The 15,746-nt window shown below is 73.1% G+C and carries 11 protein-coding genes; 5 read left to right on the top strand and 6 right to left on the bottom strand.

Annotation, left to right across the window (positions count from 1 at the left end; translation table 11 throughout):
- Positions 1-230 precede the first annotated feature (230 nt).
- On the top strand, positions 231-3,623 hold the full coding sequence (locus BM242_RS01700) for a S8 family peptidase (protein WP_093836776.1): 3,393 nt from the start codon (positions 231-233) through the stop codon (positions 3,621-3,623).
- A gap of 82 nt (positions 3,624-3,705) precedes the next feature.
- Here the strand turns inward: BM242_RS01700 and BM242_RS01695 are convergent, their stop codons facing one another.
- Both BM242_RS01695 and ctaD read right to left on the bottom strand, forming a co-directional pair.
- Entirely contained in the window at positions 3,706-4,062 is a 357-nt protein-coding gene (locus BM242_RS01695; RefSeq protein WP_245833736.1) for a hypothetical protein, read from the bottom strand.
- Complete coding sequence (ctaD, locus tag BM242_RS01690; RefSeq protein ID WP_245833807.1) at positions 4,059-5,756, bottom strand: aa3-type cytochrome oxidase subunit I; 1,698 nt, start codon at positions 5,754-5,756, stop codon at positions 4,059-4,061. Before ctaD ends, BM242_RS01695 begins: the two co-directional genes overlap by 4 nt.
- 205 nt (positions 5,757-5,961) lie before the next feature.
- On the opposite strand from ctaD, the gene BM242_RS01685 reads away from it, so the two are divergent.
- Entirely contained in the window at positions 5,962-6,609 is a 648-nt protein-coding gene (locus BM242_RS01685) for a nucleoside triphosphate pyrophosphatase (RefSeq protein ID WP_093836773.1), read from the top strand.
- Here BM242_RS01685 and BM242_RS01680 read toward each other — a convergent pair.
- On the bottom strand, positions 6,590-7,195 hold the full coding sequence (locus BM242_RS01680; RefSeq protein ID WP_139238237.1) for a hypothetical protein: 606 nt from the start codon (positions 7,193-7,195) through the stop codon (positions 6,590-6,592). The genes BM242_RS01685 and BM242_RS01680 overlap by 20 nt on opposite strands.
- A 419-nt stretch (positions 7,196-7,614) precedes the next feature.
- Between BM242_RS01680 and BM242_RS01675 the strand changes: the two genes are divergently transcribed.
- A complete protein-coding gene (locus BM242_RS01675; protein WP_093836771.1) occupies positions 7,615-9,396 on the top strand; it encodes an acetyl/propionyl/methylcrotonyl-CoA carboxylase subunit alpha in 1,782 nt (593 codons plus the stop codon).
- 120 nt (positions 9,397-9,516) lie between these two features.
- Here the strand turns inward: BM242_RS01675 and BM242_RS01670 are convergent, their stop codons facing one another.
- From BM242_RS01670 to BM242_RS01660, 3 genes are all read right to left on the bottom strand, one after another.
- Entirely contained in the window at positions 9,517-11,145 is a 1,629-nt protein-coding gene (locus BM242_RS01670) for a hypothetical protein (protein WP_217652346.1), read from the bottom strand.
- A 406-nt stretch (positions 11,146-11,551) separates the two neighbouring features.
- The gene (locus tag BM242_RS01665; RefSeq protein ID WP_281254653.1) at positions 11,552-12,484 is read right to left on the bottom strand and encodes a DeoR/GlpR family DNA-binding transcription regulator; all 933 of its coding nucleotides are present in this window, start codon (positions 12,482-12,484) and stop codon (positions 11,552-11,554) included.
- A gap of 172 nt (positions 12,485-12,656) precedes the next feature.
- Positions 12,657-14,114, bottom strand: a complete 1,458-nt coding sequence (locus tag BM242_RS01660; protein WP_093837279.1) for an NAD(P)H-quinone dehydrogenase — start codon at positions 14,112-14,114, stop codon at positions 12,657-12,659.
- 275 nt (positions 14,115-14,389) lie between these two features.
- Between BM242_RS01660 and BM242_RS01655 the strand changes: the two genes are divergently transcribed.
- Positions 14,390-14,827, top strand: a complete 438-nt coding sequence (locus BM242_RS01655; RefSeq protein ID WP_093836769.1) for a gamma-glutamylcyclotransferase — start codon at positions 14,390-14,392, stop codon at positions 14,825-14,827.
- A 112-nt stretch (positions 14,828-14,939) separates the two neighbouring features.
- Positions 14,940-15,740, top strand: a complete 801-nt coding sequence (locus tag BM242_RS01650) for a purine-nucleoside phosphorylase (RefSeq protein WP_093836768.1) — start codon at positions 14,940-14,942, stop codon at positions 15,738-15,740.
- Positions 15,741-15,746 lie beyond the last annotated feature (6 nt).

The raw sequence follows: 15,746 nt of genomic DNA, 5'->3' as shown, positions 1-15,746 counted from the left end.
ACAGGGCGGCCCGCCCCGGTCCGGTACCGGGGCGGGCCGCCCGGCGTGCGCCGACGCGCAAACCCCGCGGGGTGGTTGTTCGCACAACGTTCAAGACCGTCCGCCCGGGCCGGCGGAGGCTCCGGCTCCGGTCCCGGCGCGGCTGCTTACTCCGTATGTTGAGCGGCGGGCGGGGAACGGCTTGTGGGGGTCCCCGGCCTCGGTGAACCACACACTCACCAGGGGGTACCTTGCACAATCAACGGAAACCGGCGAGCGGCGCCGCCGTCGCGATCGTCACCGCACTGGCGCTCACCGCGGGCATCACCTCCGCGGCCGCCTCGCCCCGGGGGGAGGCGCTCCAGCAGGACACGGACCGGGCGGGCGGCCCGGCGGCCCGCCCCGCGGCCCAGCAGATCACCCTTGTCACCGGCGACCGGGTGCGGCTCGACGGGCAGGGCCGGGTCATCGGTCTGCTGCGGGCCCCGGGACGGGAGGATGTCCCCGTCCGGGTCCTGGAGACCGGGGACGGAGTCCATGTGCTGCCGCTGGACGTGGTGCCGATGCTCGCCGAAGGCACTCTGGACCGGCGGCTGTTCAATGTCACCGAACTGAGCCGCGAGCAGTACCGGGAGACCGGCGGCGTGCCGCTGATCGTCACCTGGGAGCAGGACGCCGACGCGACCCGCGCCGAACTCCACCGGCAGGCCGGACCCGAGGTCCGGGCCGAGCTGGAGACCATCGACGGCGAGGCCCTGCTGGTGGACGAGGACGGCACGGCCGGCGCCTGGGAGGCGCTCACCGAGCCCGCCGCGGACGGCGCCGGCACCGCCCGCGCCGCCGCCGGAGGCGGTGACGGGCCGGCCACCGAGGCGGCGCCCGGCGTGGCCGGCATCAGCCTGGACGGCCTCCAGCAGGCGTCGCTGGACACCAGCACCGGGCAGATCGGCGCCCCGGACGCCTGGGCGGCCGGCTTCGACGGGACCGGGACCACCATCGCCGTGCTGGACACCGGCATCGACACCGGGCACGGCGACTTCGAGGGGAAGGTGGTGGCCGAGGCCAACTTCTCCGAATCCCCCACCACCGACGACCTGGACGGCCATGGCACCCATGTGGCGTCCATCGCGGCCGGCACCGGCGCCCGCTCCGGCGGCACCTACCGGGGCGTCGCCCCCGGCGCCGCCCTGCTCAACGGCAAGGTGCTGGACGACTACGGCTTCGGCTTCGACTCGCAGATCATCGAGGGCATGGAGTGGGCCGCCGCACAGGGCGCCGACATCATCAACATGAGCCTGGGCGGACCCGCCGCCCCGGAGACCGACCCGCTGGAGGAGGCGGTCGAGCGGATCACCGAGGACAGCGGTGTGCTGTTCGTGATCGCGGCCGGCAACGACGGCCCCCGGAGCGGAAGCGTCGGCTCCCCCGGCACCGCCGACTCGGCACTGACCGTGGGCGCCGTGGACGGATCCGACGAGCCGGCCGCCTTCTCCTCGGTCGGACCCCGCTCCCGGGACGGCGCCCTCAAGCCGGATCTGACCGCGCCGGGCGTGGACATCGGCGCGGCGGCGGCCGACGGCAGTCTGGTCGCCCAGGAGGGCCGGCCGGTGGCCGACGGCTATGCGGCCATCTCCGGCACCTCCATGGCCGCCCCGCACGCGGCCGGGGCCGCCGCCCTGCTGGCCCAGCGGCATCCGGAGTGGACCGGGCAGCAGATCAAGGCCGCGCTGATGGGTTCCACCGTGGGCCTGGAGGGCTCCACGGCCTTCCAGGCGGGCGCCGGACGGCTGGATGTGTCCCGGGCGCTGGAGCAGCGGATCATCGCCGAGCCCGGTTCGCTCTCCTTCGGGGCGGTGCCCTACCCGCACGAGGACGACCAGCCGGTGGTCAAGGACCTGACCTACCGCAACCTCGGGGACAGCGACATCACCCTGGCCCTGACCGCCGAGGGCACCGGCCCGGAAGGGGAGCCCGCCCCGGAGGGCATGTTCACCCTCTCCGCCGGGCAGGTGACCGTGCCGGCCGGGGGCACCGCCACCGTCCAGGTCACCGCCGACACCACCCACGGCGGCGCGGTCAACGGCGGCTACAGCCTCTTCCTGACCGCCGAGGGCGACGGCCACACCGTCCGCACGGCCGGCGCGGTGGAGCGCGAGGCGGAGAAGTTCGATCTGGACATCCACTTCACCGGACGCGACGGCGAGCCCGCCGAGCGGGCCGAGGCCATGCTGATCGACCTGGAGAACTTCGAACCCCGGTGGGTGGTGCCGCAGGACGGCACCGCGTCCCTGCGGCTGCCCGAGGGCGAGTATCTGGTGGACGGCGTGATCCTGGCCGGCGAGGCGGACGACGAGGCGCCGGCCGGCCTCGACTGGATGGTGACCCCGCCGTTCCGGCTCACCGGGGACACCGAGCTGCGGTACTCCTCCGCGGACGCCGGGGAGATGTCCCCCTCGGTCTTCGACCGCCGGGCCGTACTGACCGGTCTGACGGTGGATTACCTGGTGGAGAACGAGCATCTTTCCCTGGGCACCGCGATCTCCGTCGGCCGACTGCCGGAGGGCATGCGCACCGCCCAGGTCGGCCCGGTGTCCGAGGGCTGGTACACGGGCGCCTCGGCGGCGGCCGGCTTCCGGCGCCCGGACGCGCCCGTGGAGTACCACATGTTCCACACCCAGGAGGGCGGCTTCTACACCGGTCTGCGCGACCATCTGGCCCGGAAGGAAGCGGCGAGGATCACCACCCGGGCGGGGGCCTCGGTGGCCGGCAAGCAGGGCGAGGTCATCACCTACCCCGCCTTCGCGGGCTACTCCAGCGGTGTCCCCTACGGACTGCCGGCCGTCCGCGAGGTCTATGTGCAGGCCGGGACCACCGCGTGGGCGCAGGAGTTCGTCCAGTACGGCGAGGAGGCCGCCGAGGTCTTCACCTATGGCCTGATCGAGGACTTCCGGGCGGGCAAGCGCTACACCCGGACGTTCAACACCGGGGTCTTCGGGCCCGCCATGGGCGATACCGGGGATTTCGGCGGCGGTCTGTTCCGCTACGACGACCACCTCTTCGCCTCCATCCCGCCGCTCGCGGACGGAGCCGGACGCTACAGCGAGAGCCCGTGGGACTCCGCCGAGACCGTGCTCTACCGCAACGGGGAGGAGTGGGCGCGGCAGGACGTGCCGCTGGACTGGTCCGAGTTCGCCCTCACCCCGGAGGAGGCCGAGTACCGGCTGGTGTCCACCATCAGCCGCAGGGAGTCCGGGGTCCACGCGGTGAGTACCGAGGTGAGGCTGGAGTACACCTTCACCTCGGCCGCCGCGGCGGGCGGCGGGGAGGAGGACGCCGTCCGCCTCCCGGCCAGCGGGGTGCGCTTCACCCCGAAACTGGCGCTGGACTCCACCTCACCGGGCGGCCGGAAGGTCAGGGTGCCGGTGACCGTGCAGGGCTCGGCCGCGGGCGGCAATCTGGGCTCGCTCACCGTGGAGGTCTCCTTCGACCGCGGTGAGAGCTGGCAGGCCGTCAAGGTCCGCAAGGGCAGGGTGGTGATCACCAACCCGCCCGCCGGGGGCAGCGTCTCCTTCCGCGCCACGGTCAGCGACAAGCAGGGCAACACCGCCGTGCAGACCCTGATCGACGCCTACCGCACCCGGTAGGCGGACTCCCGCACAGCACGACGGCCCGCCGGGGCCCTGCGCCCCGGCGGGCCGTCCGCATGCGGCGATGCCCGGGGCCGGTTCAGCCGGTGCCGGGCAGCAGCAGTGCCGCGGCGGCCGACGTCAGGGCGAGCGCACCGAGCAGGACGGCCACGGTCACGGTGAGCAGGAGCCGGCGCAGCCGGGCGTAGCGTGCCTCGTACTCGGCGCGCAGTTCCCGGCAGCGGCGGGTGAGGGCGCCAAGGGTGGACCGGGTGAGATCGATACGGTCCTCGGTGTAGAGGCGGACGAGTTCCTCGCGCTGGGCAGTGGTCAGCCAGGGCATGCGATCGGCCAGGGCCTCGCCGTCACCGCGGGCGGCGCCCACCTCCGCCCGCGCCCGCAGATAGCCCTCCAGCTGTTCCACGGTGAGGCGGGCCCGCTGCCGGAGATCCCTCACGATTCCCCCCGGGAGCCGCCGGCGGCGGCCACATCACCGGTATCGAGCACATCGCGCCGGTCCTCGCCCGGCTCATTCCCGGTCGCCATCGCCGGGTGATGCAGGTCGAAGGCGGGGGATTCGGAGCGGATGCGCGGAAGGGTGAGGAAGTTGTGCCGGGGCGGCGGACAGGAGGTGGCCCACTCCAGGGAGCGGCCGAATCCCCAGGGGTCGTCCACCGCCACGCGAGGGGCGTAGCGGGCGGTCTTCCAGACGTTGTAGACGAACGGCAGGGTGGACAGGCCCAGCAGGAAGGCGCCGATGGTGGAAAGGGTGTGCAGAAAGGTGAACCCGTCGGCCGCCAGGTAGTCGGCGTAGCGGCGCGGCATGCCCTCGGCGCCGAGCCAGTGCTGGACGAGGAAGGTGAGGTGGAATCCGGTGAACAGGGTCCAGAAATGGATCTTGCCAAGGGTCTCGTCGAGCATTTTTCCGGTGAACTTGGGCCACCAGAAGTGGAAGCCGGCGAACATGGCGAACACCACGGTGCCGAAGACGACGTAGTGGAAGTGGGCGACCACGAAATAGGTGTCCGTGATGTGCCAGTCCAGCGGCGGCGAGGCGAGGATCACGCCGGTCAGGCCGCCGAAGAGAAAGGTGACCAGGAAGCCGGCCGCCCAGAGCATGGGGGTTTCGAAGCTGAGCGATCCCCGCCACATGGTGCCGATCCAGTTGAAGAACTTCACCCCGGTCGGCACCGCGATGAGAAAGGTCATGAAGGCGAAGAAGGGCAGCAGCACCGCCCCGGTGGGATACATGTGGTGGGCCCAGACGGTGACCGACAGACCGGCGATGGCGAAGGTCGCGCCCACCAGGCCGATGTAGCCGAAGATCGGCTTGCGGCTGAACACGGGGATGACCTCGGTGATGATGCCGAAGAACGGCAGGGCGATGATGTAGACCTCCGGGTGGCCGAAGAACCAGAACAGGTGCTGCCAGAGCAGCGCGCCTCCGTTGGCCGGATCGAAGATGTGGGCACCGAAGAGGCGGTCGGCGGCCAGCCCGAAGAGCGCGGCGGCCAGCACGGGGAAGGCCAGCAGCACCAGCACGCTGGTCAGCAGTACGTTCCAGGTGAAGATCGGCATCCGGAACATGGTCATGCCGGGGGCGCGCATGCAGATGATGGTGGTGATGAAGTTGACGGCACCGAGGATGGTGCCGAAGCCGCCCAGCGCCAGACCCATCACCCACAGGTCGGCGCCGGTGCTCGGAGAGTGCTCCTGGCGGCTCAGCGGGGTGTAGGCGAACCAGCCGAAATCCGCCGGTCCCTGCGGGATGAGGAAGCCCAGCACCGCGATCAGGCCGCCGAAGAGGAAGAACCAGTACGACAGCATGTTCAGCCGGGGATATGCGACATCCGGGGAGCCGATTTGCAGCGGCATGATGGCGTTGGCGAAACCCGCGAACAGCGGGGTGGCGAACAGCAGCATCATGATCGTGCCGTGCATGGTGAACGCCTGGTTGTACTGCTCATTGGTGAGCAACTGGGTCCCCGGGCGGGCCAGTTCGGCACGCATGGCAAGCGCGAGGATGCCTCCGATGACGAAGAACCCGAACGCGCTCACCATATAGAGGGTGCCGATCTTCTTATGATCCGTGGTGGTCAGCCAGGCCACCGCGATCGCCCCGGCGGACCGGCTGCGCGGCTCGTTCACGATCGTGCGTTCCCCGGAAAGGACCACGGCGCAATTCCCTTCGTCGTCGCGCGCGGCATTATGCGTACCCGCCGCCGGACATTGACCGGCTGACCGTTATAGCAGCGCACTTTCGCCGGGGGACGGATATCCGCCCGTGTCCTTTCCCGGGCGGCCGGGGGGGGAGGGCCGTGCCGGGTGCGGGCGGAGCCGGTTACCCTTCCTCACCATGAACTCAGCCTCCGCCGCTGCCGCCACGTCCTCCGGCCCGTCCCCGTCTCCGTCCCGCAGGCTGGTGCTCGCCTCCGGCTCGCCGGCCCGGCTCGCTCTGCTGCGCCAGGCGGGGCTGGCACCCGAGGTGATGGTCAGCGGGGTGGACGAGGACGCGATCACCGCGCCGGTGCCGGGCGAGCTGGCCCGGCTGCTGGCCGAGGCCAAGGCCGAGGCGGTGGCGGCCCGCCCGGAGGCGGCCGGTGCCCTGGTGGTGGGCTGCGACTCGGTACTGGACCTGGACGGCCGGGCGCTGGGCAAGCCCGCCGACGCCGGGGAGGCCACCGCCCGCTGGAAGGCCATGCGCGGCCGGTCCGGCGTGCTGGAGACCGGGCACTGCGTGATCGACACCGCCGACGGCCGCCGGGTCTCCGCGACCGGCTCCACCACGGTGCGGTTCGGCGAACCCACCGACGAGGAGATCGCCGCCTATGTGGCCACCGGTGAACCGCTGGCGGTGGCCGGGGCGTTCACCCTGGACGGCAGGGCCGCGCCGTTCATCGACTCCGTGGACGGCGATCCGGGCAATGTGATCGGGCTGTCACTGCCGCTGCTGCGGCGGCTGCTGGCCGGACTGGGCGTGCGGATCACCGATCTGTGGCACTGACCACGACGGCCACCGGCTCGCCGGCGGCCCCCGGTTGCGCGGGTCCCGCCGGTCCCGCCGGTCCGGCCGTGGGGTCCGGCGCCCCGCCCGCGGAGCCGGCCCGGCCGCCGTCCCCGGGCCGCTTGTCCGCGGTGTCCGGGGCCGCGCCGGGACGGCCCGGCACCGGGCGGTGCGCCCCCGCGCCGCGCTGCGGCGGCGGATAGGCCGTCATCACCAGCAGCACCAGCCCGAACACCGCCATGGCGGCGGCAAAGGCCGCCCAGCCGAACATGCCCACCGCGACGATCGCCAGCAGCGCGTTGGCCACCAGGGAGCCGGCCAGGACCGCGCGGACCGGCCGGCCGCCCAGCCGGTCCCGCACCGCGGTGCGCAGCAGCAGCACGGCACAGGCCAGCAGCAGCCCGCCGAGCAGTGCCCCGCCCAGCCAGGTGATCAGGACGATGGTGTCCGTGGACAGCCCGGCCAGGGACATCCGCTGCGCCCGGGCCACCAGGCCCATCAGCCACTGTGCGGTGCCGATGGCCACCGCCTCGCACAGCACCAGAACTGCCGCGGTCGCGGCCGTGATTCGTCTGCCCCGGTTCACGCGCCGCACGCTACTGCCGGGTAACGCCGCCGACAAGAGGCCGGGCGCGGCCGGCACCGCCGGAAACGGCGGATCGGGCCCGGCTCGCGCCGGGCTCGCACGCCGCCCCTGCCCGCGCCCTTGTCCGGCGCCCGGGCGCGGCGCACGCCGGTAGGTGCACGGGAAAAATAATCCTGGTCAGCGTTGTAGGGAACCTACAGAGCCGAGCGGCCCCTGACGGGTGTGAAATGTGGAGACCTTGGCCACATGGCGGTTTCCAAGGAAAACTCTGGCCCGGCGCGTACCTTGGAACGCAAGGCCAGAAGGCGTTCCGCACTGCCTCGGCTCACTGTCCGTGTGGGCAAGCTCACCCCCGAGCGCGCCTCGGCGGGAAGTGTGGCCGCTACCTAAACTCGCCTTGTTCCGAGGAGGGAGCCATCGTGCGCAAGGTGCTCATCGCCAACCGCGGCGAAATCGCCGTCCGCGTGGCGCGGGCGTGCCGGGATGCCGGTATCGCGAGTGTCGCTGTCTACGCCGATCCGGACCGGGACGCCGTCCACGTCCGGGTCGCCGACGAGGCATTCGCGCTGGGCGGTGACACCCCGGCCGCCAGCTATCTGGACATCGGCAAGGTTCTCCGGGCCGCCGAGGACGCCGGGGCGGACGCCGTCCACCCCGGCTACGGCTTCCTGTCGGAGAACGCGGAGTTCGCCCAGGCCGTGCTGGACGCCGGCCTGATCTGGATCGGCCCGCCGCCGCAGGCGATCCGCGATCTCGGTGACAAGGTCGCCGCCCGGCACATCGCGCAGCGCGCGGGTGCCCCCCTGGTGGCCGGTACCAAGGACCCGGTCTCGGGCGCGGACGAAGTGGTGGAGTTCGCCCGCGAGAACGGCCTGCCGATCGCCATCAAGGCCGCCTTCGGGGGCGGCGGCCGGGGTCTGAAGGTGGCCCGCACCCTGGAGGAGGTCCCCGAGCTGTACGACTCCGCGGTGCGCGAGGCGGTGGCCGCCTTCGGCCGCGGCGAGTGCTTCGTGGAGCGCTATCTGGACCGCCCCCGGCATGTGGAGACCCAGTGCCTGGCCGACCGGCACGGCAATGTGGTGGTCGTCTCCACCCGTGACTGCTCGCTCCAGCGCCGCCACCAGAAGCTGGTGGAGGAGGCCCCGGCCCCGTATCTGTCCGAGGAGCAGAACCGCTCCCTGTACACCGCGTCCAAGGCCATCCTGCGGGAGGCCGGTTATGTGGGCGCGGCCACCTGCGAGTTCCTGGTGGGCCAGGACGGCACCATCTCCTTCCTGGAGGTCAACACCCGGCTCCAGGTCGAGCACCCGGTGACCGAGGAGATCAGCGGCATCGACCTGGTGCGCGAGCAGCTCCGGATCGCGGACGGCGAGGAGCTGGGATACGACGACCCGCCGCGGCGCGGGCACTCCTTCGAGTTCCGCATCAACGGCGAGGACCCGGGGCGCAACTTCCTGCCCGCGCCGGGCACGGTGACCGCCTTTGTGCCGCCGTCCGGTCCGGGTGTGCGGCTGGACTCCGGCGTGGAGTCCGGCTCGGTGATCGGCCCGGCCTGGGACTCGCTGCTGGCCAAGCTGATCGTGACCGGTGCCGACCGGCAGCAGGCGCTGCAGCGGGCGGCCCGGGCGCTGGACGAGTTCCGGGTCGAGGGCATGGCCACCGCGCTGCCCTTCCACCGCGCCGTGGTGACCGATCCGGCGTTCGCACCGGAGGTGAACGGGGCGGCCGGGCAGCCGTTCTCCGTCCACACCCGGTGGATCGAGACCGAATTCGTCAACGAGATCCCGCCGTTCACTCCGGCCGCGCCCGCCGAGGAGGAGGAAGCGAGCAACGTCCGCGAGGTGGTGGTCGTCGAGGTGGGCGGCAAGCGGCTGGAGGTCTCGCTGCCCGCCACGCTGGCCATGCCGCTGGCCCGGGCGGCCGTGGCGGGCGGTGCCAAGCCGGCCCGCCGGCGCGGCGCCCGCAAGGCCGCCTCGGGCGCCACCGGCGACACCCTGGCCTCGCCGATGCAGGGCACCATCGTCAAGGTCGCGGTCGAGGAGGGACAGCAGGTCGCGGAGGGTGATCTGATCATCGTCCTGGAGGCCATGAAGATGGAGCAGCCGATCAACGCCCACCGGGCGGGCACCGTCAAGGCCCTCAAGGCGGAGGTCGGCACCTCCCTCTCCGCCGGCGCCATGATCTGCGAGATCAAGGACTGACCGGACCGGCCGGGGAACACGGCACCGGCACCGGGCCCGCCACCGCATCCCCGCGGCGGCGGGCCCGCGGCCTTTCCCGGCGGCAGCGGCACCGGCGCCGGCCGGTGCCCCGGTGCCGGTTCAGCTGTCGGCGGGCGGGACGCCCCAGGGGCGGGCGAGGTAGGCCCCCCAGTCCCGCCAGGGCGGGCAGGGCAGCGGCGGACGGCCCGCCAGAAAACGGTTGACCTCGTGGTAGAACGCCGGCCGGATCGGCAGATACGGGTGCGCCACCCGCTGCGGGCAGACATTGCGGTCCACCGGCAGCCGCCAGCCGTCCGGCATCAGCGGCAGATCCGTGGCCGAGGTGACGCTCAGCGTGCGCACCCCCGGCGGCAGCGGGCGGGAGATGATCCGCGACGAGGCCCCCGCGTCGGCCAGCAGTTGCCGCGCGGCCGGCGCGTCCGCCCGGAACTGGAAGTCCAGAATGCCGGCCAGCGGCACGATCAGGCGCAGCAGATCGCCCGCCACCCGGCCCTCGCCCCGCTCGCCCGGCGGCGGATAGCCGAGCGGGCTGGCCGGAAACGGCCCCACCAGCACCAGCGTGTCCACACCCGGTGCCACTCCCTCGGCCAGGGCCTGCCACACCACCCAGACCGCGTGCGAGTGGGCGATCACCATCACCGGCTCCGGCAGCCCCCGCACCTGCTCCGCAAAGGCCGTCACCTGCTCCTGGAGCGGACGCTGGGTATCGGCCGGGCCGTACGGCCGCCCGGTGGTGATCGGACAGCGGGCCGAGCGCTGCGGCTGCCCCTCGCCCGGCCCCGCGTAGGAGAAGTAGTAGGTCTGCTCGCAGGTGTAGCCGAGCCGTCCGACCTCGGTCTCGAAGATGGCGCCGCGCCCGGAGTGCGAGCCGATGCCGGACATCAGCAGCAGCGAGCCGGCCCGCGGCGGGGGCGACGGGCCGTGGCCCGGGTCGGCGCGGGTCGAAACGAACACCGTGGCCAGCACGGCGAAGGCGCATCCCGCGGCGGCCAGCCGGCGCAGCGGACGCCCGCGCGGCGGCCGGCTCAGCGCCGTCACGGCCACCGCCGTGGCCAGCGCCGAGACCGGCACCAGCCACAGCACCAGGGCGGGCCGGGCATCGGCCAGCGCGCCGATGGCCAGCAGCACCAGCGCATAGGGCAGCAGCACCGAGATGCGCAGCCCCTGCCGCCAGGAGCGGCGCCAGGCGGTGCGCAGCCGCGTCGTGGACTGCCAGGGCAGCGGGGCGGTCAGAAACCAGCTCAGCGCCAGCAAAGCGACGGCGGTCCAGAACAGCCGGGCGTAGAGCAGCGTCTGCGCGATGAATTCGAGCTGCGCGGCCAGCATCAGCGGCACCCCGGCGGCCAGGTGGAACAGCAGGGCGAAGGCGGCCCGCCGGGGGGTGATCCCGCGCACCCCGCCCAGCAGGACGCACAGCACGGCCACCCGGATGGCCAGCACCAGGGCCAGCAGCGCCAGGAAGACCGGGTACGAGGACGACCGGGCCAGTAGCACCCGCAGATCCGTGAAGAAACCGGCGGGCGGCAGGGCCACCGCATGCACCAGTCCGGGCCAGCGCGGCAGCACCCCGGCCAGGGCCAGTCCGGGCACCACGGCGGCGAGCAGCGCCAGCGGCCACAGCCGGGACAGCGCGGACAGGGGGGACGGCGGGCCCGGCTCCGCCGCGGAAACGGGCGCGGAACCGGACTTCGCCTGCCGCGCACCGCGCGGTGATCTCAGCGGGTCCATCTCCCGGGATATACCACCTCGCCGCCCTGCGGCGGGACGGCGGACGCGAGCCGACGCGCTGTCGGGCGGGATGGCGGCCGGGGACGGCCCGCCGGCCGGTACACGGTCCCCGGCCGCGGCGCCACCGGTGCGGCCACCGGCGGCGGAAGCGGAACAGGTCGGAGGGGTGGGGGTGGGGGGTCGGATCGGACGGGGAGTGGGGAGGGGGGAGGGGGTGGGGGAGCGGAAGGGTGCGGGGGAGGCCGCACGCGTCGGGGTGCCTCGGCGGTGAGCGGATCGGAGCGGGTGGGGGGATCGGAACGGGTGGGGGGATCGGAACGGGTGCGAGCGGTGCCGGCGAGGGGACCGGCCGGCCGGTCCGGGGCTGCGCCGGTTGCGCGGCGGACTGCCCGGTGCCGGTCGGACGTCAGGCCCGGCGCGGCATCGGAGCGGGGCCGCCGCCGAGCGCCGCCGCCGCGCCCCGCGGGCCCGGCACGGCAAGCTCCCGGTGGTGCGGGTGCGGATGCGGGTGCGGCGGCTGGGCCCCGGGCCGGCCCGGGGCCGGCGGGGCGCCCTCGCCGCCCACCGCCACCGAGACGCGCACTCCCTGGTCGGCCAGGGCCTCCAGTTCGGCGGCGGCCCGGCCGGCCTCCGGCGGCGGCTGGTTGGTGACCAGCTGGCTGATCATGTCGGTCGGTACGGTCTGGAACATGGTGTCGGCGCCCAGCTTGGTGTGGTCGGCCAGCACCACCACCTCGGCGGCGGCGTCGACCAGCGCACGGTCCACGCTGGAGGAGAGCATGTTGGAGGTGGACAGCCCCCGGGCGGCGGTCAGCCCGGCCCCGGAGAGGAAGGCCCGGGAGACCCGCAGCCCGTGCAGGGACTGCTCGGCCCCGCTGCCCACCAGGGCGTAGTTGGAACCGCGCAGGGTCCCGCCGGTCATCACCACCTCCACCCGGTTGGCGTGGGCCAGGGCCTGGGCCACCAGCAGGGAGTTGGTGACCACGGTCAGCCCCGGGATGCGGGCCAGCCGGCGGGCCAGCTCCTGGGTGGTGGTCCCGGCACCCAGCACAATGGCCTCGCCCTCCCGGACCAGGCCGGAGGCGTACTCGGCGATGGCGGCCTTCTCGGCGCTGGCGGCCAGGGAGCGCTGCGGGAAGCCCGCTTCCCTGGTGAGCCCACCGGGCAGGACCGCACCCCCGTGCCTGCGGTCGAGCAGTCCTTCCGCCTCCAGTGCGCGGACGTCACGACGTACGGTCACTTCCGAGGTCTGGACAACACGGGCGAGCTCACGGAGCGACACGGCTCCGTTGGCCCGCACCATTTCGAGGATCATCTGGCGACGTTCTGCAGCGAACACAAAACCGACGGTAACGCCAGAGAGCGGGTGGTTTCAGCAGGTTACGCAAATACTCGGAACCTGTCCCCTGATGTGCCCTTGATGTGGTATAGGGCGACTTTCCCGGGGCCGGCCGCCGCCCGAATCTTCGGCCACCCCGACCAACCTGCGACAACGCCCTTCTGACAGCCGGTCAGGGCAGTTGCTCGGCCTTCCCGGTCTGGAGCTGACGCGCCGCCTCGGCGATCGAACCCGACAAAGACGGGTACACCGTGAACGCTTTTGCGATCTGCTCAACGGTCAGGCTGTTGTCCACCGCGACCGAAATCGGATGGATCAACTCGCTGGCCCGCGGGGCGACCACCACCCCGCCCACCACGATCCCCGTGCCGGGCCGGCAGAACAGCTTCACAAAGCCGTCCCGGATGCCCTGCATCTTGGCGCGGGCGTTGCGCACCAGCGGCAGCTTCACCGCCCGGGCGTCGATCCGGCCCTCGTCCACATCCTGCTGGGTGTAGCCGACGGTGGCGATCTCCGGATCGGTGAAGATGTTCGCCGAGACCGTGTTGAGGTCCAGCGGCGCCACCGCGTGCCCGAGGACGTGGTACATCGCGATCCGGCCCTGCATGGCCGCCACCGAGGCCAGCGCCAGCACCCCGGTCACATCGCCGGCCGCGTACACCCCGGGCGCCGAGGTGCGCGAGACCCGGTCGGTGCGGATGTGGCCGGAGTCCTTCAGCCGCACCCCGGCCTCCTCCAGGCCCATGTCGCCGGTGTTGGGCACCGCCCCGACCGCCACCAGGCAGTGGGTGCCCGAGATGGTGCGCCCGTCGGAGAGCGTCACCTCCACCCGCTCCTCGCCGCCCGGACCGGCCACCCGCTTGGCCGCGGCGGCCCGGGAGCGGGCCATCACATTCATGCCGCGCCGCCGGAAGACCTCCTCCAGCACGGCGGCGGCGTCCGGGTCCTCGCCCGGCAGCACCCGGTCCCGGGAGGAGACCAGGGTGACCCGGGAGCCCAGCGCCTGGTAGGCGCCGGCGAACTCGGCGCCGGTCACCCCGGAGCCGACCACGATCAGCTCGCGCGGCAGCTCGCCCAGCTCGTACACCTGGGTCCAGTTGAGAATCCGCTCGCCGTCCGGGCGGGCGTCCGGCAGCTCCCGGGGATGGCCGCCGGTGGCGATCAGCACGCAGTCCGCCATCAGTTCCCGGGGCCCGTCCGCGCCGCCGGTGACGATCACCCGGCGCGAGCCGTCGGCGGCCTGCGGACCGTCCAGCCGGCCCAGGCCGCGCAGCACCCGCACCCCCGCCCGGGTGACGGAGGCGGTGATGTCATGCGACTGGGCGAGCGCGAGCTGTTTGACTCTGCGGTTGACCTTGCCCAGATCCACGCCCAGCACCCGGCCCGCGGCCGGCCGGCCGCCGTCCGCCAGGGTGATGCCCAGCTCCTCGTGCGAGGACTCGAAGCTGGTCATCACCTCGGCGGTGGCGATCAGGGTCTTGGACGGCACACAGTCGGTCAGCACCGACGCGCCGCCCAGCCCGTCGCGGTCGACTACCGTCACCTCGGCGCCGAGCTGCGCCGCCACCAGCGCCGCCTCGTATCCGCCGGGTCCGCCACCGATGATCACGATCCGAGTCACATGCCTCAGTCTCTCGCACCCGGTGGACGATCTCTCGCCGGGGCCGGGATCGAGACCGAATCCACCGCACAGCTCACACCCGGCCGGGCGGGGGCTGTGACCCCGGCTCGCCGCCGGCCGGCCCGCCTGCCGGGCGTCCGACGGCCGCCTTCCCGTACCCTGCCCTGCGTGGCCGCTTCCGCCCGGCTCCCGGCGCCGACGGGCATGCGGCCACCGCTCGGCTGGCGGCACCGCGAGAGGGTGCCGACACTGAGGGCGACGTCCGTCCCTTCGAGAGGGGAGCCATGGAGCTCTACGCCGCCTACGCGGGAAACCTTGACGCCCGTCTGATGTCGCGGCGCGCGCCGCATTCGCCGCTGCGCTGCGTGGGCTGGCTGACGGGCTGGCGGCTCACCTTCGGCGGTGAACACATGGGCTGGGACGGCGCCCTGGCCACCATCGTGGAGGAGCCCGGCTCCCAGGTCTTCACCGGGGTGTACGACGTCGCGCCGGTGGACCAGGAGGCGCTGGACCGCTGGGAGGGCGTGGATCTCGGCATCTACCGCCGCCACCCGGTCACGGTGCACACCCTGGAGGGCGATCTGCGGACCTTTGTGTATGTGCTCAACGGCTATGAGGGCGGGCTGCCCTCGGCCCGCTACCTGGGCGAGATCGCCGACGCCGCGGAATCCGCCGGCGCCCCGCACGACTACGTCATGGAACTCCGCAAGCGCCCCTGCTGATCCGCCGCGCGGCCACCGCCGGGGGTGCGGGCGGTGGCTGGTTTCCGGCTGGTGATGGCCGGTGCCCGACCCGCATCTACGCGCGTAGGCAAAAACCGGTTAGGCTCAGTCCGTGAACGCTTCTGAGATTTCGGAGACGGCCGACGCGGCGGCCGCGCGCCTGCGCGAGCTGACCGGCGCCGCCGGCCATGACGTGGCCCTGGTGATGGGCTCCGGCTGGGTCCCCGCGGCCGATGCCCTGGGCACACCCGAGCACGAGTTCCCGGTCACCGACCTGCCCGGCTTCCCGCCGCCCACGGTCGCCGGGCACGCCGGCCGCGTCCGCTCGTACCGCATCGGCAGCAAGCGCGCACTCGTCTTCCTCGGCCGCACCCACTTCTACGAGGGCCGCGGCGTGGCCGCCGTCGCCCACGGGGTGCGCACCGCCGCGGCGGCCGGCTGCAAGACCGTGGTCCTCACCAACGGCTGCGGCGGCCTGCGGGCCGGCATGCGTCCCGGCCGGCCCGTTCTGATCAGCGACCACATCAACCTCACCGGCGTCTCCCCCATCGCCGGCGCCAAGTTCGTCGATCTGACCGACCTCTACTCGCGGCGGCTGCGCGCGCTGTGCCGGGAGGTGGACCCCACCCTGGAGGAAGGGGTCTACGTGCAGTTCACCGGCCCGCACTACGAGACGCCGGCCGAGATCAACATGGTCCGCGCCATCGGGGGCGATCTGGTCGGCATGTCCACCGTGCTGGAGGCCATCGCCGCCCGCGAGGCCGGGGCCGAGGTGCTGGGCATCTCCCTGGTCACCAATCTCGCCGCGGGCATCACGGGCGAGCCGCTCAACCACGAGGAGGTCCTCCGGGCCGGGCGCGACTCGGCCGCCCGGATGGGCGCGCTCCTGTCCCAGGTACTCGGCCGCATCTGAGAGGCT

The organism is Streptomyces aidingensis (assembly GCF_900112355.1).
Taxonomy (GTDB): Bacteria; Actinomycetota; Actinomycetes; order Streptomycetales; family Streptomycetaceae; genus Streptomyces; species Streptomyces aidingensis.
Note: the sequence above shows the minus strand (reverse complement) of the source record. Positions and strands in the feature narration are given on the sequence as shown.